The organism is Xanthomonas sp. GW (assembly GCF_014236815.1).
Lineage (GTDB): Bacteria > Pseudomonadota > Gammaproteobacteria > Xanthomonadales > Xanthomonadaceae > Xanthomonas_A.
In genome coordinates, this window is sequence record NZ_CP051189.1 from 2,999,432 (window position 1) to 3,023,595 (window position 24,164).

The window sequence follows — 24,164 nt, forward strand, 5'->3', positions numbered from 1 at the left end:
TTACCGCTTGAGCGAGACGAATGCGTCGCGCCCTGCGTAGCGCGCGCCGCTGCCCAGCGCTTCCTCGATCCGCAGCAGCTGGTTGTACTTGGCCACGCGATCGCTGCGGCACAGCGAGCCGGTCTTGATCTGGGTGGCGGTTGTGGCCACGGCGATGTCGGCGATGGTGGTGTCCTCGGTCTCGCCGGAACGGTGCGAGACGATCGCCGCGTAGCCGGCGGCGTCGGCCATGGCGATCGCTTCCAGGGTCTCGGTCAGGGTGCCGATCTGGTTGACCTTGATCAGGATCGCGTTGGCGGTGCCGGACTCGATGCCCTGCTTGAAGATCTTCGGGTTGGTCACGAACAGGTCGTCGCCGACCAGCTGCACCTTGCTGCCGAGGCGGTCGGTCAGCAGCTTCCAGCCGGCCCAGTCGTCCTCGGCCAGGCCGTCCTCGATGCTGACGATCGGGTACTGCGCGGCCCAGTCGGCGAGGAAGTCGACGAACTGCTCGCTGGTCAGGCGCTTGCCCTCGCCCACCAGATGGTACTTGCCATTGTCGTAGAACTCGCTGGAGGCCACGTCCAGGCCCAGCAGCACGTCTTCGCCGGCGGTGTAGCCGGCCTTGCCGATCGCCTCGAGGATGGTGTCCAGCGCTTCCACGTTGCTGCGGAAGTCCGGCGCGAAGCCGCCTTCGTCGCCGACCGCGGTGGACAGGCCATGGCCCTTCAGCACCGCCTTGAGCGCGTGGAAGATCTCGGTGCCGGCCCGCAGCGCCTCGGAGAACGACGCGGCGCCGACCGGCAGCACCATGAACTCCTGGAAATCGACGTTGTTGTCGGCATGCGCGCCGCCGTTGATGATGTTCATCATCGGCACCGGCAGCGCGACGTTGGCGGTGTTGGCGCCGGCCAGGTACTGCCACAGCGCCTGCTTGCGCGAGGCGGCGACCGCATGCGCGTTGGCCAGCGACACGCCGAGCAGCGCATTGGCGCCGAGGCGGCCCTTGTTCTCGGTGCCGTCCAGGTCGATCAGGCGCCGGTCCAGGCCCTGCTGGTCGGCGCCGTCGAAGCCCTGCAGCGCGCTGGCGATCGTGGTGTTGACGTTCTCCACCGCCTTGCGCACGCCCTTGCCCAGGTAACGGGTCTTGTCGCCATCGCGCAGCTCGACCGCTTCCTTGGTGCCGGTGGAAGCGCCCGACGGCACCGCGGCGCGGCCCAGCGAGCCGTCGGCCAGCGTGACTTCCGCTTCGAGCGTGGGATTGCCGCGGGAATCGAGAATCTCGCGGGCGTGGATCTTGGCGATAGTGGTCATAGGTCCGATCGGTTACCAGTAAGGGGGAAAGTACACCGGAAACAAGCTGCCGGATTATCGCCGTACACTGGCCCGTTGCCAAATCGCAAGGGGCTGAGACGCGCGACGGGCCGGCCAGCGCGGCGCTAGGCTCTCAAGCCCAGCGCCGACAAGCCAAACAGAAGCAACAACACCAGAAGCAGCGCAAGCGCGATGGCCGCTGCGGCAGGTTGGCGACGCAGCCAGAACGCCGCCGGGCTGGCGATGAGGCACGCCACGGTCAGCAGCGCGCCCACCACCAGCGTGACCAGCATCGGGATCCGCGTGGCCTGCATTGCGTGGCTGCCGTCGCCCGGCATGCCGATGCTGGCGGCGACCAGGAAGGCCATGACCGCCAGACAGGCCCAGGCACCGATCGACAGGACCAACGCCACCCAGCCCCAGGGCCAATGGCGCCAGTGCCGGCGCTGCCGGCGCGACGCCGCCAGCGCCCATGGGTCGGACCTCATGCGAAGCGTGCGAACCCGTGCTTCTTGGTCACTGCATCCAGTTCCATCAGCGTTTCCAGCAATTCTTCCATGCGGTCCAGCGGCCAGGCATTGGGGCCATCGGACAGCGCCTTGGACGGATCCGGATGGGTCTCGGCGAACACGCCGGACACGCCCACCGCCACCGCCGCGCGCGCCAGCACCGGCACAAACTCGCGCTGGCCGCCGGAGGTGCTGCCCTGCCCGCCCGGCAACTGCACCGAATGGGTGGCGTCGAACACCACCGGGCAGCCGGTCTCGCGCATCACGCTCAGCGAGCGCATGTCGCTGACCAGGTTGTTGTAGCCGAAGCTGGCGCCGCGCTCGCAGACCATGATCTGCTCGTTGCCGGTGGACTTGGCCTTGTCCACCACCGGCTTCATGTCCCACGGCGACAGGAACTGGCCCTTCTTGATGTTGACCGGCTTGCCGGCGGCGCAGACGTTCTTGATGAAATCGGTCTGCCGCACCAGGAACGCCGGCGTCTGCAGCACGTCGACCACCGCCGCGACCTCGTGCATCGGCGTGTATTCGTGCACGTCGGTCAGCACCGGCACGCCGATCTGCTTCTTCACCGCCTCGAGCACCTTCAACCCCTCTTCCAGGCCGGGGCCGCGGAAGCTGGTGCCGGAGGTCCGGTTGGCCTTGTCGAAGCTCGACTTGAAGATGAAGTTGATCCCCAGCCTGCCGGTGATCTCCTTGAGCTTGCCGGCCACGTCCAGCTGCAGCTGCATCGACTCGATCACGCACGGGCCTGCGATCAGGAACAGCGGCTGGTCCAGGCCGACTTCGAAGCCACACAGTTTCATCGGATCACCTATTGATTAGAGCCCCTCTCCCATTGGGAGAGGGGTTGGGGTGAGGGTACGGGCGAAGCCTTGAGGAATTTGGGTGGGCGAGGCTTCGCCCGTACCCTCATCCGGCGCTTCGCGCCACCTTCTCCCGGAGGGAGAAGGAACTAGGCGCGCGCTTCCTTCAACAACTTGCCGCCGGCCTTCTTCTCGCGCGCGGCGCGCACGAAGCCGATGAACAGCGGATGGCCGTCGCGCGGCGTGGACAGGAATTCCGGGTGCGCCTGGCAGGCCAGGAACCACGGATGCACCTCGCGCGGCAGCTCGACCATCTCCACCAGGGTATCGTCCATCGACTTGGCGGAAATCACCAGGCCGGCGTCCTCGAGCTGGGTGCGGTAGCGGTTGTTGAACTCGTAGCGATGGCGATGGCGCTCGGACACCACGTCCTTGCCGTACATCTCGCGCGACAGCGTGCCGGGCTTGAGCCGCTGTTCCTGCAGGCCCAGGCGCATGGTGCCGCCCAGATCGGACTTCTCGTCGCGCTTCTCCACATCGCCGCTGGCGGTGCGCCACTCGGTGATCAGGCCGATCACCGGATACGGCGACTGGCGGTCGTTCTCGGTGCTGTTGGCGCCGTCCAGGCCGGCGACATGGCGCGCATAGTCCACCACCGCCGCCTGCATGCCGTAGCAGATGCCGAAGTACGGCACGCGGTGCTCGCGCGCATAGCGCGAGGTCAGCACCTTGCCTTCGAAGCCGCGGTCGCCGAAACCGCCGGGCACCAGGATGCCGTCCACGTCGGCCAGCGCCGACAGGTCGCTGCCTTCCAGTTCCTGCGCCTCCAGCCATTTCAAGGTGACCTTGGTGCGCTGGCGCAGGCCGCCGTGCTTGAGCGCCTCGCCGACCGACTTGTAGGCGTCTTGGTGGTCCACATACTTGCCGACCACGGCGATGGTGACCTCGTCGAGCGGATGCTTGGTGGCATCCACCACCGCTTCCCATTCGGACAGATCGGCCGGGCCGACCTTGTCGCGCAGCTTGAACTGGTCGATGACGATCTCGTCCAGGCCCTGCCGGTGCAGTTCCAGCGGCATGCCGTAGAGCACGTCGATGTCGGCGGCGCTGATCACCGCGCGCTCGGAGACGTTGGTGAACAGCGCGATCTTGCGCCGTTCCGAATCCGGAATCGCCTGCTCGGAGCGGCACAGCAGCACGTCCGGCTGGATGCCGATCGAGCGCAGTTCCTTGACCGAGTGCTGGGTCGGCTTGGTCTTCAACTCGCCGGCGGCGGCGATGTACGGCACCAGGGTGAGATGCATGAACAGCGCGCGCTCGGCGCCGCGTTCGGTGCGCACCTGGCGGATCGCTTCCAGGAACGGCAGCGACTCGATATCGCCGACGGTGCCGCCGATTTCCACCAGCGCCACGTCGAACCCGGCGGTGGCTTCGTCCACGCAACGACGGATTTCGTCGGTGATGTGCGGGATCACCTGCACGGTGGCGCCGAGATAGTCGCCGCGACGCTCCTTGCGGATCACGTTCTCGTAGATGCGGCCGGTGGTGACCGAATTCTTGCGCGACAGGCGGGTGCGCACGAAGCGCTCGTAGTGGCCCAGGTCCAGGTCGGTCTCGGCGCCGTCGTCGGTGACGTACACCTCGCCGTGCTGAAACGGGCTCATCGTGCCCGGGTCGACGTTGATGTACGGGTCCAGCTTCATCATCGTGACCGACAGGCCACGTGCTTCGAGAATGGACGCAAGCGAAGCGGCCGCGATGCCCTTGCCAAGCGAGGACACTACGCCGCCGGTAACGAAGATCAGGGGGGTCATGGCTCGAAGGCCTCCCGGAAAGCCATAGTTTAACGGGTGAAGCCGATTTGCCCAAGCGCTTTCGGACCGATCAACTCCACAAAAGAAGACGCCCCGGCACCAGCCGGGGCGTCGCAGGTCGCAACAGGGCGCGCGCTCAGGGCTTGCGCGCTTCCTCTTCTTCCTCTTTCTTCGGCGCAGCCGCGTCCTTGCCGGCCTTGTGCTCGGCCGCCGCAGCGGCGCGGCGCTTGGCCTTGGCATCGGCCTCGGCCTTCTCCTTTGCGACCTGCGCCTCGTAGGCGGCGGCGCCGGAGGTGGCCGGATCGGCGCTCTGCGCCTGGGCCATCGCGACCGGGATGGCCACCGCGGCGGCGACCAGCGCGGCCAGGGTCAACAGCTTGCGAACGTTCATGGCGTACTCCTGTGTAAGGCTGCAACGACTAATGGGGATGCCGTCGCGGATTTTCCAGTGCAAGGCTAGCGCGCCGCCACGGCACTGGCCCTGAACACCGGCGACGTGCAAAAAGCCGCCGCACACCGCACACTTCCGGATCTGCTTCGCGCCACCTGTTGAGACGCATGAATACCCGCTACAACGCCGCCGACATCGAAGTTCTCTCTGGCCTGGACCCGGTCAAGCGCCGGCCGGGCATGTACACCGACACCGCACGCCCCAACCACCTAGCGCAGGAAGTCATCGACAACGCCGTCGACGAGGCGCTGGCCGGCCACGCCCGGCACATCGAGGTGACCCTGTTCAAGGACGGCAGCTGCGAGGTCTCCGACGACGGCCGCGGCATGCCGGTGGACATCCATCCGGAAGAGAAGATCTCCGGCGTCGAACTGATCCTGACCCGGCTGCACGCCGGCGGCAAGTTCAACGACCGCAACTACACCTTCAGCGGCGGCCTGCACGGCGTCGGCGTCAGCGTGGTCAATGCGCTGTCGAAAAAAGTGGAGCTGTTCATCAAGCGCGACGGGAACGAATACCGGATGGAATTCGGCGACGGCTTCCCCGCCTCCAAGCTGGAGATCGTCGGCAGCGTCGGCAAGAAGAACACCGGCACGCGCCTGCGCTTCTGGGCCGATCCGAAGTACTTCGACACACCGAAGTTCGCCGTGCGCGCGCTGCGCCACCTGCTGCGCGCCAAGGCGGTGCTGTGCCCCGGCCTGACCGTGAAGCTGCACGACGAGGCCACCGGCGAGCAGGACACCTGGTACTTCGAGGACGGCCTGCGCGACTACCTCAAGGGCGAGCTGGCCGAGCGCGAGCTGCTGCCGGCCGACCTGTTCGTCGGCAACCTGAAGAAGGACCGGGAGATCGTCGACTGGGCGGTGGCCTGGGTCGCCGACGGCGAACTGGTGCAGGAAAGCTACGTCAACCTGATCCCGACCGCGCAGCACGGCACCCACGTCAACGGCCTGCGCAGCGGCTTCACCGATGCGCTGCGCGAGTTCTGCGACTTCCGCAACCTGCTGCCGCGCGGGGTCAAGCTGGCGCCGGAAGACGTCTGGGACCGGGTCACCTTCGTACTGTCGCTGAAGATGACCGACCCGCAGTTCAGCGGCCAGACCAAGGAACGCCTGTCCTCGCGCCAGGCCGCCGGCTTCATCGAAGGCGCCGCGCACGACGCCTTCAGCCTGTGGCTGAACCAGAACGTGGAAACCGGCACGCGCATCGCGCAGATCGCGATCGATCGCGCCAGCGCACGGTTGAAAACCGAAAAGCAGATCACCCGCAAAAAGGTCACCTCCGGCCCGGCGCTGCCCGGCAAGCTGGCCGACTGCATCAGCCAGGACCTGTCGCGTACCGAGCTGTTCCTGGTGGAAGGCGACTCGGCCGGCGGCAGCGCCAAGCAGGCGCGCGACAAGGATTTCCAGGCGATCCTGCCGCTGCGCGGCAAGATCCTCAACACCTGGGAAGTGGCCTCCGGCAGCGTGCTGGCCTCCGAGGAAGTGCACAATCTGGCGATCGCGATCGGCTGCGACCCGGGCAAGGACGACATCAGCGGGCTGCGTTACGGCAAGGTGGTGATCCTGGCCGACGCCGACTCCGACGGCCTGCACATCGCCACCCTGCTCACCGCGCTGTTCCTGCGCCACTTCCCGACGCTGGTGAAGGCCGGCCACGTGTTCGTGGCGATGCCGCCGCTGTTCCGCGTCGATGTGGGCAAGCAGGTGTTCTACGCGCTGGACGAGGAAGAGAAGCGCTCGCTGCTGGAGAAGATCGCGCGCGAGAAGATCAAGGGCCAGCTCAGCGTGACCCGCTTCAAGGGCCTGGGCGAGATGAACCCGCAGCAGCTGCGCGAATCCACCATCCACCCGGACACGCGGCGGCTGGTGCAGCTGACCATCGCCGACGGCGACGAGACCGGTTCGCTAATGGACATGCTGCTGGCCAAGAAGCGCGCCGGCGATCGCAAGCAGTGGCTGGAGACCAAGGGCGACCTGGCGTCGCTGGAGGTCTGAGGAGCCTAGATTGGGGATCCGGGATTGGTCTGGCAGCGGCTAGATCATCCCGCGGAAGTGCGCAGCATCCTGTAGGAGCAACTTCAGTCGCGACGAACGGAGCGGGCCGCCTCCTCATGCCGCGAAAGCGTCGGGAATGAAGTCCCCTCCTATCACGTTCGCCCGCGCGCATTACGTCATCGCCCAGACATAGCGGCCACATCGGCCGCCGTGTGCATGCGCCATCGCGCACGCGAAAGTTGCCGCGTGCGTTGTCCGGTTTTTTCCGCAACCGGCGTTGTTGATTGGAGTAGCCCGCATTGCGCCGGCTGCTTCAGGAATCAACCACGAAAAGGAAGCCATATGAGCGACAGCTCCGATACCCCGGCGTTCGACGATCTCGACCAGCTCGACGCCCTGCTTACCGACACCCGCGCCAACGACACTCGCACCGTCTCCGACATCGACGAGGCGCGCGACGCCATCGCCACGTTCCGCGACGGCGACGGCACCGGTTCATGGAATGGACTGGACCGCATCGAAGTGGCCGACCGCCTGCTCGACCTGGTCGGCAACCCGCGCCTGATCCGCCAGGGCGCCCTGAACCTGTGCGGGCCGGCAGCGCTGCTGCTGATGTGGGCCAGCCGCGACCCGCTGGGGTTCGCCAACTTCGCCACCACGCTGTACGAAGACGGCAGCGCCGACCTGGGCGATCTCTCCATCGCGCCCAAGGACACGCTGCTGGCGCAGGACTACAGCAGCCTGAGCACCGGCACCTTCGGCGCCGACTGGATGCTGCTCAGCGCGATCCGCAACACCGACCAGCCGTTCTGGCAAAGCAGTTGGGTCGGCGATCCGCAGCAGACCCTGGCCGGGCTGACCAGGCCCGAGGAACTGGCCAGCTGGCTGCGCGCCACCGGCATCTACGCGCAGGTCAGCGACGAAGGCAACTGGGCCTCGCCGGCCGGCATTCCGCATGCCACCGGCATCGAGTTCCACGAAGGCCGCGACGTGGCCCTGCTGATCCACAGCAACCTGCTGCACGCCGCGCGCAGCAGCGGCAGTCCGATCGACAGCGAGTTCCTGCTGGACCTGTTTCCCAACCACTACGTGGTCGGGCTCAACAACATCAGCGTGGCGGTGATGGACGGCCCGCAGAACGACGATGGCACGCCCAAGTTTCAGAAGGACGACGTGCTGCTGTCGATCTGGTCGTGGGGCGAGAACAGCTTCGACCTGGCGATCCCGCAGCAGGATTTCATCGACAACTACTACGGCGCGGTCATCGCCGATCTTCCGTAACTACCAGGGCGGCGGGAACGCCGCCCATACCCCAATTGCAAGGAGCACTTTCATGCCACTCGTCACTCCGGACGTCATGCTCAACTCGGTCATGGGCAAGGTCTACAACGTCCTCACCAACGGCGACGACACCGTCCCCAAGTCGGAAGACAATTTCTTCAGCTGGGCCACGCCCGGCATCCCGCTGCAGCCCGAGGACGTGCGCTTCATGAAGCAAGGCCTCACCGGCGTGGTGCGCAAGGCCGCGCTGGACGAGATGCGTACCACCCAGCCCGACGGCACCACCACCACTCCCGAACTGACCCCGTCGCAACTGGAAGCGCTGAAGGGCAGCGACGCGGCGCAGTTGCTGAAGCAGGCCGAGGATTTCTCACGCCTGGTCGATTTCGTGCCGGACCTGGCCGCCACGGTCAACAACCAGTTCTCCGCGCTGAGCGTGATGAACAACGAAGGCACGCTGTCCGACCGCTACGAGTACATCCTGCGCATGAGCCAGGTCATGCACAACGAACTGCCGGACGACATCAAGAAGAAGATCGAGAAGTTCCGCGGCCTGCTGCAGACCACCACCACCAAGAAGAACCTGATCGACGACAGCGAGACCCAGGTCACCGAGCCCAGCCCACTGGTCAAGGCCTACAACGAGAAGATGGTCGATTACATGAGCGCCGCGCTGGAGTACAACAGCCAGCGCATCGACGGACTGGCCGCGGCCGACCAGCGCGCGGTGCAGAACTGGGCGATCAACGCCAACATCCTGCGCAACAAGGTCAAGGCGGCGATGTCCGACTGGGTCTCCAACGGCTACAAGAACGACTACGAGCAGATCGCCGCGTTCATCGATCAGGTCATGCAGCGCGACATGGCGCTGCTCAAGCAGCAGTACCGCGACGATCTGGAGAAGGCGCGGCTGACCAGCCTGGTGTCCGGCAGCGACTTCTTCTACAGCTCGGTGGTGCCGGGCAACTTCATGGACAACGCCGGCTGGACCGACTTCGGCTTCAGCTCTTCCGACTACAACAGCTCCAGCAACTCCAGCTACGCCATGCGCCGCTCCACCACCAGCGCCGGCGGCGGCTTCCTGGGCATCTTCGCCGGCGGCGGCAAGGTCAGCAACGCCAGCGGCGAAAGCCAGTCGCACGTGCAGTTCGATTCGGAACACTTCAGCATGAAGTTCAGCATCGCGCAGATGCCGATCGTGCGGCCGTGGTTCAAGACCGCGTTCCTGATGAGCAAGAGCTGGCGCATGGACCAGAACAACCCCGAGGCCAAGGGCCAGTTCGCCTCCGATGGCGCAACCCCGGCCAAGGGCCTGCTGCCAGCCTATCCGACCTCGCTGATCCTGGTCCGCAACCTGAGCCTGTGCTTCGCCAAGGCCTCCGGCTTCAGCGACATGGCCGAGTCCTGGCAGCGCTCTTCGGCCAGCGGCGGCGGCGTGTTCTCGTTCGGCCCGTTCCACCTGGGCGGTTCGCACGGGCGCAGTTCGGCCAGCGGCGAGCGCTCCAGCGAGGCGCACTACGATCGCGAAAGCCAGACGATGACGGTGGACGGCACGCAGATCATCGGCTTCAAGTGCCATGTGTTCCCGAAGTCGCCGGACCCGCTGCCCAGCATCACCGACTGGATCTGAGCCGCGCCGCAGCACCACGGCAGGCGGCCGCGCGCCGCCTGCCGTGCAGCGCGCCCGATGCTTCCCCTTTCAAGGAATCGCCTGCAATGGACGCAGCCGCCCAATTGGCCTTGATGGCCAAAGCCGAACACGTGTTCGGCAGCGACGACACCGAACTCAGCTTCCCGGTCACGCCGCTGGCATTCGCACCCGCCGCCCTGGATCTGCTCGGCGACGGCACGATGGATCACCTGATCGAATTTTCGCTGCTGGCCAACCGCATTCCCGACGGTCCCGCCTGGAGCGGCGATGGCCAGACGCTGCTGTGGGAGGTCTACGCGCAGGTGCTGCGTGAGGCCCAATTCGCCCAGTCCACCCGCACCGCACAGGAGGAGGCCGACTACCAGGCCGCGTGCGCGGTGCTGTACCGGCAGGACGAGGAAGGCCGGCGCCTGCCGACCGATGCCGCGCTCGCCTACCGCAGCTATCGCGACCGCTACCTGCTGCTGCAACAGGACTATCTGGCACAACAGGCCACCGCCGGTGCCGGCAGCGCCGAGCAGGTGCAGATCTGGCACGACCTGCAGCAGCCGGCGCTGCAGCGTGGGCTCGACGACGCACTGGCCGACTGGACCGCGCTGGGCTACCGCGACGCGGTCGAGCAGGCGCAGGCGCAGGTCAGCGGACTCGGCGCGAAATCGCCGTGGCAGACGCTGAGCGAATGGAAGGGACGCTGCAATCCGGACATGGACACGCTGACCCGCGCCAGCGACCAACTGCAGGTATATCCGACCAGCTACGCGCCCAGCAATGCGCTGGACGAGGGTTCCTGGCGGCGTTTCGAACTCAGCGGCGCGGAGATCGACACCGCGCTGGCCGAGGCGCCGGCCGAGTTGCGCGCACGGCTGGGAGCCGGCGGCGATTCCGGCATCGCCTCGCTGAGCTTCGAATTCAGCTCGGCCGCGCTGATCCGGCCCTGGTTCAGCGCCGACGCCTTCGCGGCGCGATTCTGGCGCTTCGCGGATGCTTCGCTGCAGCTCAGCGACGGGCAGTCGCCCGCGCACGGGCCCTGCCCCGCGTATCCGGTGGCGGTGGTGTTCGCCCGCGACATCCAGGTGCAGCGCAAGCCGACGGCAGCGGTACCGAGTGTCGCCGGCCAAACGTTGGGCTTCGATCCGGGCTTGCTGCGGCAGCTGCGGTTGACCCCGACGCTGATCGCTCGGCGAGAATTGCGGCTGCCGCCGCGCGTGCCGGCAGGGCCGATCGGCATGCGCCGACGGCCTGTGCTGACCATACCGGACCGCAGCACGGCGATCGCCCCTGCGCCGATCGCGAGCGCAGCGCTACGCATGCCGCTGCGCAATATCGCCGCACCGATACCGGCACCCGCGCTGCGTCCGCGCATCGTGATCGGCCGACCGGCAGCGACGCCAGTGGCAAGCGCGCCGATGGCCGCGCAGGCGATGCTGCGGCGTCTGCGCATGGATGCCTATGCGCGCGATCTGAGTGTGGCCGAAGTCGCCCCTGCGCCTGCACCGCCGGCGGCAGCGGCACGCGACGCGGCAACGCACGACGACAGCGTCTACATCCTGGCCTTCATCTGCCGCCCGCTGTCGCGCTGTCCGGATCCGGACCCGACACTGGCCTGGTAAAGCGCCTGTCGGCAGCGGCGATCGATGCGCATTGCGGCAAGCCTTGGCCGCAGTGTCTTGGCGCCGCCGTCGTCGCGAGCGGCCTTGCCAGCCGAAGCGGCAACACGCGGACAGGGCGACATGCATGGCGATCGCCCCGGGCCAGGGCAGCTGAATCAGGCCGTGCGCCGCCGCCAGCGTTGGCGTCGCCGATGACGGTTCAGGCACGTGCTCGGGCCATTCGGCAATGCGTGCTGCGCGCCGACGCTGCGCGCCGACCATGCCTTTGTGCACATCCGCGCGCGCCGCGCCGCGGCCTAGCATGCCGGCTTCCCTTCTGCCGAGCGCCCTCCCCGTGCCGAACCTGTCCAAGCCGCTGCTGGCGGCGTTGTTGCTGGCCGTCCTGCCGATCTCCGCCGCACTCGCCGCCGATGCCGACGCTGTCGACAAGCCAGACAAAACCGACAAGGCCGACAGCGCCGAGCCGGCCAGGCCGGCTGCGTTGCCGGCCGATGCGAAGGTGCGCCAGGTCACGCACGTGGACGGCAAGTCGCTCAGCTACACCGCCACGGTCGGCACGCTGCCGGTGAAGGACGCGCAGGGCAAGACCGTCGCCGACGTGGTGTTCACCGCCTACACCGTGGACGGCAAGGACCGCCCGGTGACCTTCGCCTTGAACGGCGGCCCCGGCGCGGCCTCGGTGTACCTCAACCTGGGCGCGATCGGGCCGAAGGTGGTTACCTTCGGCAGCGAGGGCGACAGCGCCTCGGCGCCGGCGACGCTGCACGACAACCCCGGCACCTGGCTGGACTTCACCGACCTGGTGTTCATCGATCCGGTCGGTACCGGCTTCAGCCGTTCGCGGGTCGCCGACGAGCAGGCCAAGAAGCTGTTCTACAACCCGCAGGCCGACATCGAATACCTGTCGCGCACGATCTACGACTGGCTGCTGAAGAACCAGCGCCTGCAGTCGCGCAAGTACCTGGTCGGCGAGAGCTACGGCGGCTTCCGCGGGCCGCGCATCACCCATTACCTGCAGACCCAGCTGGGCGTGGCGATGAACGGCGTGGTGCTGGTCTCGCCGTACCTCAACCCGACCCTGGACGACAACGGCGACGTGTCGCCGCTGGCGTGGATGCTGACCCTGCCCTCGATCGCCGCCGCGCACCTGGAGCGCGAGCAGCGGCTGACCCCGGAGGCGATGCGCCAGGTGATCGACTACACCCGCGGCGACTACGTCACTGCGCTGCTGCGCGGGCGCTCGGACGCGGCCGGCAGCGAACGGATGATCCAGCAGGTGGCGACGATGACCGGGCTGGACCCGGTCTACGTGCGCCGCGCCGGCGGCCGCCTGGAAACCCAGGCATACCTGCGCGAGGTGTTCCGCGACAAGGGCCAGCTCGGCAGCCGCTACGACTCCAACGTGACCGCGTTCGACCCGTTCCCGAACGCGCCCGAGCAGCGCGCCAACGATCCGCTGCTGGACAGCATCATCGCCCCGACCACTACCGCGATGGTCGATTTCGTGACCCGCGTGGTCGGCTGGAAGGTGGACGCGCGCTACCAGGCGCTGAACTACGACGTGAACAAGCTGTGGGACTGGAACGACGAACTGCGCAAGGGCTCGGTGACCGAGCTGCGCCAGGCGGTGGCGATCGACCCCAAGCTGCGGGTGCTGATCGTGCACGGCTGGAACGACCTGTCGTGCCCGTTCATGGGTTCGGTGCTGACCGTGGACCAGATGCCGGTGATGGGCAACGACCCGACCCGGGTGCAGGTCAAGAACTATCCGGGCGGGCACATGTTCTACAACCGCGCCGACAGCCAGCGCGCGCTGCGTGGGGATGTTCTGGCGATGTATCGGGCTAACTAGCCGGGATTCGGGATTGGGGAGTCGGGATTGGCAAGAGCGGGGTTTCAGCGCGCACTGAACGCGCTTTTACGAATCCCCAATCCCGAATTCCCAATCCCCGCTCGTCACGTCCAACCAAACAGCGCAAACACCCGGAAAATCAAATACGCCACGCCGGCGGCGGCCGGGATGGTCAGGATCCAGGCCCAGACGATGCGCTCGATCACGCCGAAGCGCAGCGAGCGCGGGTTCTTGGCGAAGCCCACGCCCATGATCGCGGTGGAGATGCTGTGGGTGGTGGACACCGGCATGCCGAAGTGCGCGGCCAGGGTCAGGATCGTCGCCGAGCTGGTTTCCGCGGCGAAGCCGTGGATCGGGTGCAGCTTGACCATCTTGTGGCCCAGCGTCTTGATGATCTTCCAGCCGCCCGAGGCGGTGCCGGCGGCCATCACCACCGCGCAGGTCAGCACGATCCAGGTGGCGATGCCCTGGCCCTGACTGGCGGCCGGATGCAGGAACGCCAGCCACGACGGCAGCTCGTCCAGCGCGCCGGTGCTCTGCGCGCCGACCAGGGTCATGGCGATGATGCCCATGGTCTTCTGCGCGTCGTTGTGGCCGTGCGCGTAGCCCATGTACGCGGCCGAGGCGATCTGCGCCTTGCCGAAGAAGGCGTTGACCCAGCGCGGCCGCGCCAGCCGGCCGATGCGGCCGCCGACCTTGGACAGCCCGGCGATCATCGCCCACAGCAGCAGCATCACCGCGATGCCGAGCAGGAAGCCGGCGATCGGCGAGGTGATCATCGGCACGAACACCTTCCACAGCAGGCCCTTGTTCTTGGCCCAGTCGCCGACGTTTTGCGACCAGATCAGCGCGCCCCAGTTGTTGTGCGCCGCGGCCAGGCCGGCGCCGCACAGGCCGCCGATCAAGGCGTGCGAGGACGAGGACGGCAGGCCCTTCCACCAGGTGATCAGGTTCCAGACGATGCCGCCGAGCAGCGCGCACAGGATCACCTGCGGGGTGACCGTCACCACGTCGGTGTTGAGCAGGCCCGAGGCGATGGTCATCGCCACCGCGGTGCCGGTCAGCGCGCCGATCAGGTTCATGCCGGCGGCCAGGATCACCGCCCAGCCGGGGCTGAGCACCTTGGTCGCAACCACCGTGGCGATGGAATTGGCGGTGTCGTGGAAGCCGTTGATGAACTCGAACACCAGCGCGGCCAGGATCACGATCAGGACCAGCGTCAGCATCGTGCGCTCCTCGCCTCACCCATGGCGGCCGCGGCGGCGGGCATGGCGGCGCAGCCGCGCATGCAGCGGATCCGGACCGTGCCCATTACGAATTCTTCAGCACGATCTGGTAGACCACCACGCCGGCCTCGCGGCAGCGGTCGATGGCCTTCTCCAGGATCTCGAAGAACTCCTTGAGCAGGAACATCTGCAGGTTGTCCAGGCGCCCGGAGTAGATGTCGCGGTACAGCTCCAGCATCAGCCGGTCGGCCTCGTTCTCCAGCGAGCGCAGCTTGTCGTTGAGCGCGCTCATCCGGTCCAGGTGCATGTTGCGCAGGTCGTGGACCATCTCCACCACCACCGCCGCGGCCTGTTCCAGCATCGCCGCGCGCGGGGCGAAGTCGATGTGCTCCAGGTGCTGCACCGCCAGCGAATAGCGGTCGGCGAACTTCTCCACCTGCTTGGGGATCTTGTACAGCGCCGAGCCCAGCGCCTCGATGTCCTCGCGCTCGATCGGGGTCATGAAGCTGTCGACCAGCGCCTGGCCGATCTTGTCGGCGGCGGCGCGCTCGCGCAGCCGCGCCAGCTTGAAGGCGTCCAGCGCCGGCTGCCGGTCCGACGATGCGCGCATCATCGAATGCAGCGCCTTGGTGCTGTCGTAGGCGGCCTGCGCCGCTTCGTCGAGCAGGGTGTAGAACTGCTTGCCGGAACCGAAGATGGTCTGCAACGAGAACATGAAACGCAATCCCGCCGTCGCGGGAGGGACGGCACCGGGGCGGAATTATGACCGTTTGCTGACAAAACGGGGGAATCGGGCGACCGGCGGCAGCGCGTCGGCGTCGCGTGGACGCGGCCGCCACCCGGGTTTGCTACCATGCAGCCGCGCCGTCGCTAGGCGCACCCTGGACGACCACCCCAGCCCCCCCCCCCGCGCCGCCTCGGCGCCCATGTCCCCGCTTCCCTTGCCGCCAGGGAGCGCGCGCATGCTTGAATTATTGGTCGTGGCAGCCCTGGTGCTGCTGAACGGCTTCTTCGCGATGTCCGAGATGTCGCTGATGACCTCGCGCAAGAGCCGCCTGAAGCAGATGGCGCAATCCAGCACGCGCGCGGCCAAGGCGCTGGCGCTGGCCGAGAATCCGGAAAACTTCCTGTCCACCGTGCAGATCGGCATCACCGCGATCGGCATCCTGACCGGCGTGTTCGGCGGCGAGGCCATCGGCGAGGCGATCGCGGCCAAGTTGCAGTCGCTGTTCCCGGCGCTGTCGGCCACCTTCAGCCTGATCGGGCAGCCGCAGCCGTACTCGGCGGTGATCGGCAAGACCCTGGCGATCGTGCTGATCACCTTCCTGACGCTGATCTTCGGCGAACTGGTGCCCAAGCGCCTGGCGCTGACCCGCTCGGAAGTCATCGCCGGCTTCGTCGCGGTGCCGATGGGCTGGCTGGCGCTGGTCGCCGCGCCGGCGGTGTGGGTGCTGTCGCGCTCGACCCGGCTGGTGCTGCGGGTGCTCGGCCTGGGCAACGAGCAATCGGCGTCGGTGACTGAAGAGGAGATCCGCATGCTGGTGGCCGAGAGCCACGAGGCCGGCGTGATCGACAGCCACGAGCGCGACATGATGAACCGGGTCATGCGCCTGGGCGACCGCACCGCCGACAGCCTGATGACGCCGCGCAACCGCATCGCCTGGCTCGACGCCAACGCCGAGGTCGAGCGCAATTTCCAGACCATGCGCGAGCACGAGTTCTCGCGCTATCCGGTGTACCGCGGCAGCGACCAGGACATCGCCGGCGTGCTGGAAGTGAAATCGCTGGTCACGCGCATGGACGGCGACGCCACCCAACTGTTCCAGAGCCTGCGCGAGACCCTGTTCGTCTCCGAATCCACCCACGCGATGAAGCTGCTGGAGATCTTCCGCGAGGAACAACAGTCGATGGCGCTGGTGGTGGACGAATACGGCGAGATCCAGGGCCTGGTCACGATCAGCGACCTGATGGGCGCGGTGGTCGGGCGCCTGCAGTCGGTGGACAACGCCGACGAGGACGCGCTGGTGGTGACCCGCGCCGACGGCTCGCTGCTGATCGACGGCTCGCTGGCGATCGAGGACCTGCGCGAGCTGCTCGGTGGCGCCGAACTGCCCAACGCCGAGGAAGGCGACTACAACACCCTGGCCGGCCTGTGCATCTACTACTTCGGCCGCATTCCGCACGCCGGCGAGTTCTTCGACTGGGCCGGCTGGCGCATCGAGATCGTCGACCTGGACGGCGCGCGCGTGGACAAGCTGCTGCTGAGCAAGCTGCAGGACGAGAACAGCGATGACATCACCGGGTGACGCGCCCGACGCGGAGCCCGGCCACGGCTACAGCGCCGAAGGCATCCGCACCCTGCTCGACACCTTCCTGCTCGGCGATCCGGACGAGCAGCTGCGGCTGCGCACGATCCTGGCCGACCTGCAGCACAGCGCGTTCGGCGTGTTCCTGTTCGTGGCGATCCTGCCGGCGTTCCTGCCGGTGCCGGGCCTGGCTGGCGGCCTCAGCGGGCCGCTGGTGACGCTGATCGGCGCGCAGATGCTGATCGGCCTGCGCAAGCCCTGGCTGCCGCGCTTCATCGGCGAACGCGGCCCGCGCCGGCGCACCATGCAGCGCTTCGTCGGGCGCATCGCGCCGTGGCTGCGGCGGCTGGACAAGTTGCTCAAGCCGCGCCTGCCGGCGCTGGTCGAGACGCTGCCGGCACGCGCGTTCAGCGGGCTGTTGCTGGTGGTGCTGGGGATCCTGCTGTCGCTGCCGATCCCGTTCACCAACTATGCGTTCGGCGCGATGCTGCTGCTGTTTTCGCTGGCCCTGCTGGAACGCGACGGCGGCCTGATGCTGGTGTCGTGGCTGGGCGGCATCGCGGTGGCGCTCGGCCTGGGCCTGGCCTCGGACCAGGTGGTGGACCTGAGCCGCGAGTGGATGCACAAGCTGTAGCCCGCGCTCCCCACCGAAAAAGTTCGCGCCGAAACGGTGCCGCGCGCCTCGCGCACGCTTCTGGCGCGATGCAGCGCTACTCCGCGACCGACGCCTCGGCGAACACCTGCCTGCGCAACGGCTGCGCCGCCCCGGCGGCGTCCGGCGCGCGTTGCAGACGTTGCAGTTGCAGCGCGAGCTGATGCAAGACGGCCTCCAGGCCGCAGCCGCGCGCGGCCGGCGGCAGGTACTCGGATTCCATGTGACGCCCCCTGTTTCGATCCGTTGATGCGTGGCGCCGACCGGCGCGATGCCGGGTACTGCCACCACGTGCGCGCCAGCCCCTGGCACGCCATCCGAATCTGATCCAAGGCCCCGGCAAGACGAAGTGAAAACCGCCGCTGTCGCCGGCACTTGTCTACGCGGCGCGCCAAGGCAGCCCAGGCAGCGGCTTGGCGAACGCGGCCGTGCAGTGCGTGGCCACGCCTGCCGATGCCTACGCGGCGGCCGCCTGGGTCCAGGCCTCGGCGGCGATCGCGAACGAGCGCAGCCGCGCCGCGTGGTCGTGGATGTTGGCGGTCAGCAGCAGTTCGTCGGGGCGATGGCGGGCGACGAACTCCGCCATGCCGCGCGCGACCTCGGCCGCATCGCCGAGCACGGTGCAGGCCAGCGCGCGCTCCACGCCGGCCTTCTCGTGCGGCTGCCAGAACGCCTCGATGTCGTCGATCGGCGGCGGGATCAGCCCCGGGCGGCCGCGGCGCAAATTGACGAAGCTCTGCTGCTGGGTGGTGAACAGGCGCCGCGCCGCGTCCGTGGACTCGGCGCCGACCACGTTCAACGCCAGCACCGCGTACGGATCGCGCAGCCGCGCCGAGGGGCGGAATTCGCGCCGGTAGACCGCCAGCGCCTCGTCCATCGCATCCGGGGCGAAGTGCGAGGCGAACGCGAACGGCAGCCCCAGTGTCGCCGCCAGGCGCGCGCTGAACAGGCTGGAGCCGAGCAGCCACACCGGCACCTCGATGCCGGCGCCGGGCACCGCGCGCACCAGCTGGCCGGGTTCGGCCGGCTCGAAATAGCGCAGCAGCTCGGCCACGTCGTGCGGGAACTGGTCGGCGCTGTCGAAGTAGCGGCGCAAGGCGCGCGCCGTGGCCTGGTCGGTGCCGGGCGCGCGGCCCAGGCCCAGGTCGATACGCCCCGGATACAGCGAGGCCAGCGTGCCGAACTGCTCGGCCACCTGCAGCGGCGCGTGGTTGGGCAGCATGATGCCGCCGGCGCCGACCCGGATCCGGCGCGTGCCGCCGGCCACATGTCCGATCAGCACCGCGGTTGCAGCGCTGGCGATGCCGGGCATGTTGTGGTGCTCGGCCAGCCAGTAGCGGTGATAGCCCCAACGCTCGGCGTGCTGCGCCAGGTCCAGCATGTTGGCGAAGGCCTGGGTGGTGTCGCTGCCTTCGCAGACCGGGGCGAGATCGAGGATGGAGATCGGCATCATGGAGAGCGGGTTCCTGCAAAGCGATGCAGTGGAAATGGGGACGGCCGGGCCGATTGCAGCGGCCGGGGCCGGAACGCTGATTTGCGGTGGCGGCATGGCTGCGCCAGGGTTTGCGTGCGGTCGTACCCTCACCCCAACCCCTCTCCCGGTGGGAGAGGGGCTTAGCATCTCCCTTCTCCCTTCGGGAGAAGGTGCCCCGAAGGGGCGGATGAGGGTACGTGCGCCCTGCTGTCTGTCGACACCCACACACAGCCGCGACGACGGCAACGCCGACTGCACGGTCGCCTGGCTACGCTTTGCTCCCGCCCCGCACGGTCGTCCGCCATGTCCCTGATCCCGCCGGTACCCACCACCCCCGCCCTGCCGCTGCGCGACCGCGTGGTCCTGGTCACCGGCGGCGCGCAGGGGATCGGCCGCGGCGTGGTGCAGGCGGTGCTGGGCGCCGGCGGCCGGGTCGCGTTCGGCGATCTGGACGCCGAGGCCGGGCGCGCCTGCGTCGCCGAACTCGATGCCGGCGACCGGGTGTTGTTCCGGCGCCTGGACGTGGCGGCCGAAGCCGGCGTGCGGCGTTTCGTCGATGCCGCGCTGGCGCAGTTCGGCCGCATCGATGGCCTGGTCAACAATGCCGGCGTCGCCGATCCGCACAGCGGCCCGCTGGAGCGCCTGGCGCTGCGCGAATGGAACCGGCGCCTGGGCGCGAGCCTGGGCGGTGCCTTCCTGTGCAGCAAGCACGCGCTCCCGGCACTGCGCGACAGCCCCGGCGGCGGCGCGATCGTCAATATCGCCTCGACCCGCGCCCACCAATCAGAACCCGACAGCGAAGCCTACGCGGCGGCGAAAGGCGGCCTGCTGGCCTTCACCCATGCGCTGGCGATCAGCGCCGGGCCGGCGGTGCGGGTCAACTGCATCAGTCCGGGCTGGATCGCCACCGATGCCTGGCGCAAGCCCAGCGCGCGGCGCAAAACGGCGCTGTCGCGGCAGGACCATGCGCAGCATCCCGCCGGCCGGGTCGGCACGCCGCAGGATATCGGCGCGTTGGCGGTGTATCTGCTGTCGAGCGATGCAGGGTTCGTGACCGGCCAGGACTTCGTGGTCGATGGCGGGATGACGCGCAAGATGCAGTACGCCTGACGGCGTTGGGATTGGGGAGTCGGGATTGGGGATTCGCCAAAGCGGCTTCTGCCTTGCCAGAGGGGCCGAGTGCGCCATCGCGCCACTGGCTTCCTGCTCCTGGAGAACACTACGGCTCGGAGCGCTGACCGGGCGCTTGCCAGGCCAGACCCGTTTTACGGGATTCGTCGCTGGGGATTGGGGATTCGCTAGAGAGGATTCCTTTGAGGCGCTGATGTGACGCGGCGACAACCCAGCTTGCAGAGCGCAAATTTTCGGTCAGTCGCGTGGCAGACCGCCTTTGCCAATCCCCAATCCCGACTCCCCAATCCCTGCCGCGGCAATCAATCGCTCACCGGCGCCGCGACATCCACCAGCGGCTGCAGTTGCGGGTCCAGGGCCACGCGTTCGTCGAACACGAAGCAGCGGCCGGCGTAGCCCTCGCCGCCCACTTCCTCGAAGTAGCCGAGGATGCCGCCGTCCAGTTGCAGCACGTTGTCCATGCCGTCGGCGCGCATCCACAGCGCCGCCTTCTCGCAGCGGATGCCGCCGGTGCAGAAGCTGACCACGGTGGCGTCGGCCAGGTCGGCGCGATGCGGTGCCAGCGCCTCGGGCAAGTCGGTGAACTTGACGATCGGCAGGGTCAGGGCGCCAGCGAAGGTGCCGTAGTCCACTTCCTGGGCGTTGCGCGTGTCCAGCAGCACCACGCGGCGGCCGGTGTCGTCGTGGCCCTGGCGCAGCCAGCGCTGCAGCGTGACCGGCGCCACTGCCGGGGCGCGTTCGGCGGCCAGCGGCGAGGCGGCATCGCGGCGGAAACTGATGATCTCCGGCTTGACCTTGGTCTTCAGCCGCGCGAACGGTTGCTGCGCGCTGATGCTGGTCTTGACCCGCAGCGCGGCGAAGCGCGGGTCGGCACGCAGCTGCGCGTAGAAGTCGTCGATCGCCTCCGGCGCGCCGGCCAGGAACAGGTTGATGCCCTCGCCCGCGACCAGGATGGTGCCGCGCAAGGCGCCGGCCTGCGCCCGGTCCTGCAACTGCGCGGCAAGCGCGTCGGGATCGGCGATGGCAACGAAATGGTAGGCGGCGGTATTGGCGATCATCCGCGCATTTTAGCGTGCGGCGTGCGGCCGCAGCTGACAGGGCGATGCGGCTGCCTCGCGGCGCTCGTGCGCCTACGCGCAAGAAGCCGCGGGAACGGCGCAAGTCGATCGAGTCGCGGAGCGACGCATTGGAGTACACCCAGGCAGCACGCTACGCCGTCAGTCGCGTTTATCCCGATCGCGCCGACCGGCGCTAGCCGCGCAACAGGAAGAACGGCAGCAGCACCAGCGAGGCGATCAGCAGCATGCCCAGCAGCGTCGCCAGCACGAACAGCGGGCGCCGCCGCAGCAGCGTGGCGAAGGTCTCGGCGCTGCCGTCGCGCAGCGCCGCGGCACGCTCGGCACGGGCGCGTTCGCCACGCTGCGCCTGGTAGTCGGCCAGCAGCGCCTTGGCCCGCGCCTGCTCGGCGTCCTCGCGCAGCCACACGCCGCCGGCGGAAATGCCGAAGGTGCCGGGGCGGGTCTCGTAGTAGTCGATGCGCGCGGCATCGAGCAGTGCACGCACTTCGGCGAGTTCGTCGTCGGGCACGTGGCGCAGGTTGAGCAGCAGTTTGGCCATGCGCCGATGATAGCCGCTGCGACGATGCGCTACCCTTGCACGCCCTGTTCGCCCATGGATGACCGCATGCGCCGTGCCCTGCTGCTGTTGAGCCTGTCGTTGCCTGCCTGGCTGTTGAGCGGCTGCACGCCGCCGGGTCCGCCGCCGGGCGGCAACATCGCCGCGTTCCAGATGATCGACGAGCAGGTCGGCAGCGGCGCCGAAGCGCGGCCCGGCAACCAGGTGACCGTGCACTACACCGGCTGGCTGTACGACCAGACCGCCAAGGACCAGTGCGGCGAGAAGTTCGACGCCTCCGCCGACCACGGCCAGCCCTTCAGCTTCACCCTCGGCGGCGGTCAGGTGATCCGTGGCTGGGACGAAGGCGTGGCCGGCATGCGCGTAGGCGGCAAGCGCAAGCTGATGATCCCGTCGGAATACGGCTACGGCGCCAGTGGCGCCGGCGGGGTGATTCCACCGAACGCCTCGCTGGTGTTCGATGTCGAACTGCTCGACGTCAAGCCGCGTTGAGCCGTTGCCACCGATGCCCGCCAACAAGCTCGCCGCCGCCGTGCGCGGCCGCATCGCCATCGTCGGCGGCGGCCCCGCCGGACTGATCGCCGCCGAGACCGCGCGCGCGGCCGGCGCCGAGGTCGATGTGTACGAGGGCAAGGGCTCGGTCGGGCGCAAGTTCCTGATCGCCGGCAAGGGCGGACTCAACCTGACCCACTCCGATCCGTTCGCGCTGTTCGTGTCGCGCTATCGGGAGCGTGCCGCGCAGGTCGGCGCATGGCTGGCCGACTTCGACGCCGATGCGCTGCGCGCCTGGGCGCAGGCGCAGGGCGTGGAGACCTACGTCGGCAGTTCCGGCCGCGTGTTCCCGCTGGACCGCAAGGCTGCGCCGCTGCTGCGCGGCTGGGTGCGGCGGCTGAAGGAGGCCGGGGTGCGCTTCCACGTGCAGCATCGCTGGCAGGGCTGGGACCACGACGGCGCGCTGCGCTTCGCCAGCATCGACGGCGAACGCCTGGTGCATGCCGATGCCTGCGTGCTGGCGCTGGGCGGCGGCAGCTGGCCGCAACTGGGTTCCGATGGCGCCTGGCAGGACACGCTGCGCGCGCGCGGCGTGGAACTCGCGCCGCTGCAGCCGGCCAACTGCGGCTTCGATATCGACTGGAGCGCGCATTTCCGCGAACGCCATGCCGGCGCGCCGCTGAAGCCGGTGATCGCGCACTGGCACGATGCGCAGGGCCGCGAACACGCGCTGCAGGGCGAATGCGTGGTCGGCGAACACGGCATCGAGGGCAGCCTGGTCTATGCGCTGTCGGCGGACCTGCGCGAGGCCATCGCCGCGCACGGGCCGACCGCGCTGTGGCTGGACCTGGCGCCTGGCCGCGATCTGGCACGGCTACAGGCCGAACTGGGCAAGCCACGCGGCGGGCGCAGCTTCGGCGAGCACCTGCGGCGCCAGGCCGGCATCGACGGGGTCAAGGCGGCGCTGTTGTTCGAGATCCTGGGCAAGCAGGCAGGCGAAGATCCGGCGCGTGCGGCGGCCACGCTGAAACGGCTGCCGCTGACCCTGCTGCGCCCGCGTCCGCTGGCCGAGGCGATCAGCAGCGCCGGCGGGGTGCGCCTGGAAGCGTTGGACCCGGCACTGATGCTGCGCGCCCTGCCCGGCACCTTCTGCGCCGGCGAGATGCTCGACTGGGAAGCGCCGACCGGCGGCTACCTGCTCAGCGCCTGCTTCGCCAGCGGTTTGCGTGCAGGGCGTGGAGCGGTGGCGTGGCTGGGGCGGCGCGGATGAGTGGCGCGGGATTCGGGATTCGGGATTCGGGATTCGGGATTCGGGATTCGGGATTCGGGATTCGAAAAAGCTTGCGCTCTTTCGATGCGTTTGCGGAAGACGCCATTGCAGCGCTGGAACGGCTACCGCGTTCAGCGGGATCGCACGCGATAGCTGTCCTCGCGCGCAGGCATGCTTCGAGCGAATGCGCGCGGTGCCGCAGCGGAGCGGCGATAGCATCGTGCTGCCCGCATCGGCTAGCAGCACCTCATGCGTTCGATGCCGCTGCGGCAAGCTTTTCCATATAGACGCAATCGAGCGCCATCCCGCTGGGATGCGCATAGCTGCCCTGTCGCAGTACCAAGTAACCCTGCGCGCTGTAGAACGCGACCGCATTGAGCGCCGCCGCCAGATGGATGCGCGTTGCCGATGGCAGCTTCGCCTCCAGCGCACGCAACAGGCGTGCGCCCAGGCCGGTGCCTTGCGCCTCGGGCGCGACGAACAGGCCGTCGATCTCGCTGCCGGCCAGATCGACCATGCCGAAGCCGAGCAGTCGGCCGCCAGCGTCCTCGGCGAGCACGGCGCCGCCGCTGGCGATCAACTGCGGGTACGTCGCCGGCGCCGGCGATGCGGCCCAGGCCTCGATCAGCGCCGGCGGATAGTGCGAGCGGCACACCTCGCGCACGCAGCGGGTGCGCAGCGCCACATCGCATCGATGTCCGCCGGCGTCGCTGG

General features: G+C 68.4%; 22 protein-coding genes. 10 read left to right on the plus strand and 12 right to left on the minus strand.

Annotated features, from left to right (window positions below):
* The 5 genes from eno to HEP73_RS12910 form a co-directional block, all read right to left on the minus strand.
* Complete coding sequence (gene eno, locus HEP73_RS12890) at positions 1 to 1,293, minus strand: phosphopyruvate hydratase (protein ID WP_185820289.1); 1,293 nt, start codon at positions 1,291 to 1,293, stop codon at positions 1 to 3.
* A 125-nt stretch (positions 1,294 to 1,418) separates the two neighbouring features.
* Positions 1,419 to 1,700 (minus strand): hypothetical protein, encoded by a 282-nt coding sequence (locus HEP73_RS12895; protein WP_345776839.1) that lies wholly within the window; start codon positions 1,698 to 1,700, stop codon positions 1,419 to 1,421.
* Positions 1,701 to 1,777: 77 nt separating this feature from the next.
* Complete coding sequence (gene kdsA / locus HEP73_RS12900; protein WP_185820291.1) at positions 1,778 to 2,608, minus strand: 3-deoxy-8-phosphooctulonate synthase; 831 nt, start codon at positions 2,606 to 2,608, stop codon at positions 1,778 to 1,780.
* Positions 2,609 to 2,757: 149 nt separating this feature from the next.
* Positions 2,758 to 4,422: a CTP synthase gene (locus HEP73_RS12905; RefSeq protein WP_003474007.1), complete on the minus strand. Its 1,665-nt coding sequence runs from the start codon at positions 4,420 to 4,422 to the stop codon at positions 2,758 to 2,760.
* Positions 4,423 to 4,558: 136 nt separating this feature from the next.
* Positions 4,559 to 4,813: a hypothetical protein gene (locus HEP73_RS12910; protein WP_179564140.1), complete on the minus strand. Its 255-nt coding sequence runs from the start codon at positions 4,811 to 4,813 to the stop codon at positions 4,559 to 4,561.
* 167 nt (positions 4,814 to 4,980) lie between these two features.
* On the opposite strand from HEP73_RS12910, the gene parE reads away from it, so the two are divergent.
* From parE to HEP73_RS12935, 5 genes are all read left to right on the plus strand, one after another.
* Positions 4,981 to 6,870 (plus strand): DNA topoisomerase IV subunit B, encoded by a 1,890-nt coding sequence (gene parE, locus HEP73_RS12915; RefSeq protein ID WP_185813082.1) that lies wholly within the window; start codon positions 4,981 to 4,983, stop codon positions 6,868 to 6,870.
* 342 nt (positions 6,871 to 7,212) lie between these two features.
* On the plus strand, positions 7,213 to 8,151 hold the full coding sequence (locus HEP73_RS12920; RefSeq protein WP_185820292.1) for a hypothetical protein: 939 nt from the start codon (positions 7,213 to 7,215) through the stop codon (positions 8,149 to 8,151).
* A 52-nt stretch (positions 8,152 to 8,203) separates the two neighbouring features.
* The gene (locus tag HEP73_RS12925; RefSeq protein WP_185820293.1) at positions 8,204 to 9,781 is read left to right on the plus strand and encodes a hypothetical protein; all 1,578 of its coding nucleotides are present in this window, start codon (positions 8,204 to 8,206) and stop codon (positions 9,779 to 9,781) included.
* A gap of 86 nt (positions 9,782 to 9,867) precedes the next feature.
* Positions 9,868 to 11,412, plus strand: a complete 1,545-nt coding sequence (locus HEP73_RS12930) for a hypothetical protein (protein ID WP_185820294.1) — start codon at positions 9,868 to 9,870, stop codon at positions 11,410 to 11,412.
* A gap of 301 nt (positions 11,413 to 11,713) precedes the next feature.
* Positions 11,714 to 13,264 carry a S10 family peptidase gene (locus tag HEP73_RS12935; protein ID WP_185820295.1) on the plus strand — a complete coding sequence of 517 codons (1,551 nt, stop codon included), beginning with the start codon at positions 11,714 to 11,716 and terminating at the stop codon, positions 13,262 to 13,264.
* Between the two features lie 104 nt (positions 13,265 to 13,368).
* Here the strand turns inward: HEP73_RS12935 and HEP73_RS12940 are convergent, their stop codons facing one another.
* Together HEP73_RS12940 and HEP73_RS12945 are read right to left on the minus strand one after the other, a co-directional pair.
* Positions 13,369 to 14,490, minus strand: a complete 1,122-nt coding sequence (locus HEP73_RS12940; RefSeq protein WP_185820296.1) for an inorganic phosphate transporter — start codon at positions 14,488 to 14,490, stop codon at positions 13,369 to 13,371.
* 85 nt (positions 14,491 to 14,575) lie between these two features.
* Positions 14,576 to 15,205 (minus strand): DUF47 domain-containing protein, encoded by a 630-nt coding sequence (locus HEP73_RS12945; RefSeq protein WP_185813085.1) that lies wholly within the window; start codon positions 15,203 to 15,205, stop codon positions 14,576 to 14,578.
* A gap of 247 nt (positions 15,206 to 15,452) precedes the next feature.
* Here HEP73_RS12945 and HEP73_RS12950 point away from each other — a divergent pair, with 247 nt between their 5' ends.
* Together HEP73_RS12950 and HEP73_RS12955 are read left to right on the plus strand one after the other, a co-directional pair.
* The gene (locus HEP73_RS12950) at positions 15,453 to 16,796 is read left to right on the plus strand and encodes a hemolysin family protein (protein ID WP_185820297.1); all 1,344 of its coding nucleotides are present in this window, start codon (positions 15,453 to 15,455) and stop codon (positions 16,794 to 16,796) included.
* Positions 16,780 to 17,430, plus strand: coding sequence for an exopolysaccharide biosynthesis protein (locus tag HEP73_RS12955; RefSeq protein ID WP_185820298.1), 651 nt, complete (start codon positions 16,780 to 16,782; stop codon positions 17,428 to 17,430). The genes HEP73_RS12950 and HEP73_RS12955 overlap by 17 nt, the downstream gene beginning before the upstream one ends.
* Positions 17,431 to 17,506: 76 nt before the next feature.
* Here the strand turns inward: HEP73_RS12955 and HEP73_RS12960 are convergent, their stop codons facing one another.
* Positions 17,507 to 17,671: a hypothetical protein gene (locus tag HEP73_RS12960; protein WP_185820299.1), complete on the minus strand. Its 165-nt coding sequence runs from the start codon at positions 17,669 to 17,671 to the stop codon at positions 17,507 to 17,509.
* A 234-nt stretch (positions 17,672 to 17,905) separates the two neighbouring features.
* Complete coding sequence (locus HEP73_RS12965; RefSeq protein ID WP_185813089.1) at positions 17,906 to 18,901, minus strand: LLM class flavin-dependent oxidoreductase; 996 nt, start codon at positions 18,899 to 18,901, stop codon at positions 17,906 to 17,908.
* Positions 18,902 to 19,225: 324 nt separating this feature from the next.
* Between HEP73_RS12965 and HEP73_RS12970 the strand changes: the two genes are divergently transcribed.
* Positions 19,226 to 20,032: an SDR family oxidoreductase gene (locus HEP73_RS12970; RefSeq protein WP_185820300.1), complete on the plus strand. Its 807-nt coding sequence runs from the start codon at positions 19,226 to 19,228 to the stop codon at positions 20,030 to 20,032.
* A 323-nt stretch (positions 20,033 to 20,355) separates the two neighbouring features.
* Here HEP73_RS12970 and HEP73_RS12975 read toward each other — a convergent pair whose 3' ends face one another.
* Both HEP73_RS12975 and HEP73_RS12980 read right to left on the minus strand, forming a co-directional pair.
* Positions 20,356 to 21,111 (minus strand): sulfurtransferase, encoded by a 756-nt coding sequence (locus HEP73_RS12975; protein ID WP_185820301.1) that lies wholly within the window; start codon positions 21,109 to 21,111, stop codon positions 20,356 to 20,358.
* Positions 21,112 to 21,304: 193 nt separating this feature from the next.
* Positions 21,305 to 21,670, minus strand: a complete 366-nt coding sequence (locus HEP73_RS12980) for a DUF6164 family protein (RefSeq protein ID WP_058360033.1) — start codon at positions 21,668 to 21,670, stop codon at positions 21,305 to 21,307.
* A 66-nt stretch (positions 21,671 to 21,736) separates the two neighbouring features.
* Here HEP73_RS12980 and HEP73_RS12985 point away from each other — a divergent pair, with 66 nt between their 5' ends.
* A complete protein-coding gene (locus HEP73_RS12985; protein ID WP_185820302.1) occupies positions 21,737 to 22,180 on the plus strand; it encodes an FKBP-type peptidyl-prolyl cis-trans isomerase in 444 nt (147 codons plus the stop codon).
* A 13-nt stretch (positions 22,181 to 22,193) separates the two neighbouring features.
* Positions 22,194 to 23,450, plus strand: coding sequence for a TIGR03862 family flavoprotein (locus HEP73_RS12990; RefSeq protein ID WP_185820303.1), 1,257 nt, complete (start codon positions 22,194 to 22,196; stop codon positions 23,448 to 23,450).
* Positions 23,451 to 23,697: 247 nt separating this feature from the next.
* Here the strand turns inward: HEP73_RS12990 and HEP73_RS12995 are convergent, their stop codons facing one another.
* Positions 23,698 to 24,135 (minus strand): GNAT family N-acetyltransferase, encoded by a 438-nt coding sequence (locus HEP73_RS12995; protein ID WP_255423487.1) that lies wholly within the window; start codon positions 24,133 to 24,135, stop codon positions 23,698 to 23,700.
* Positions 24,136 to 24,164 lie beyond the last annotated feature (29 nt).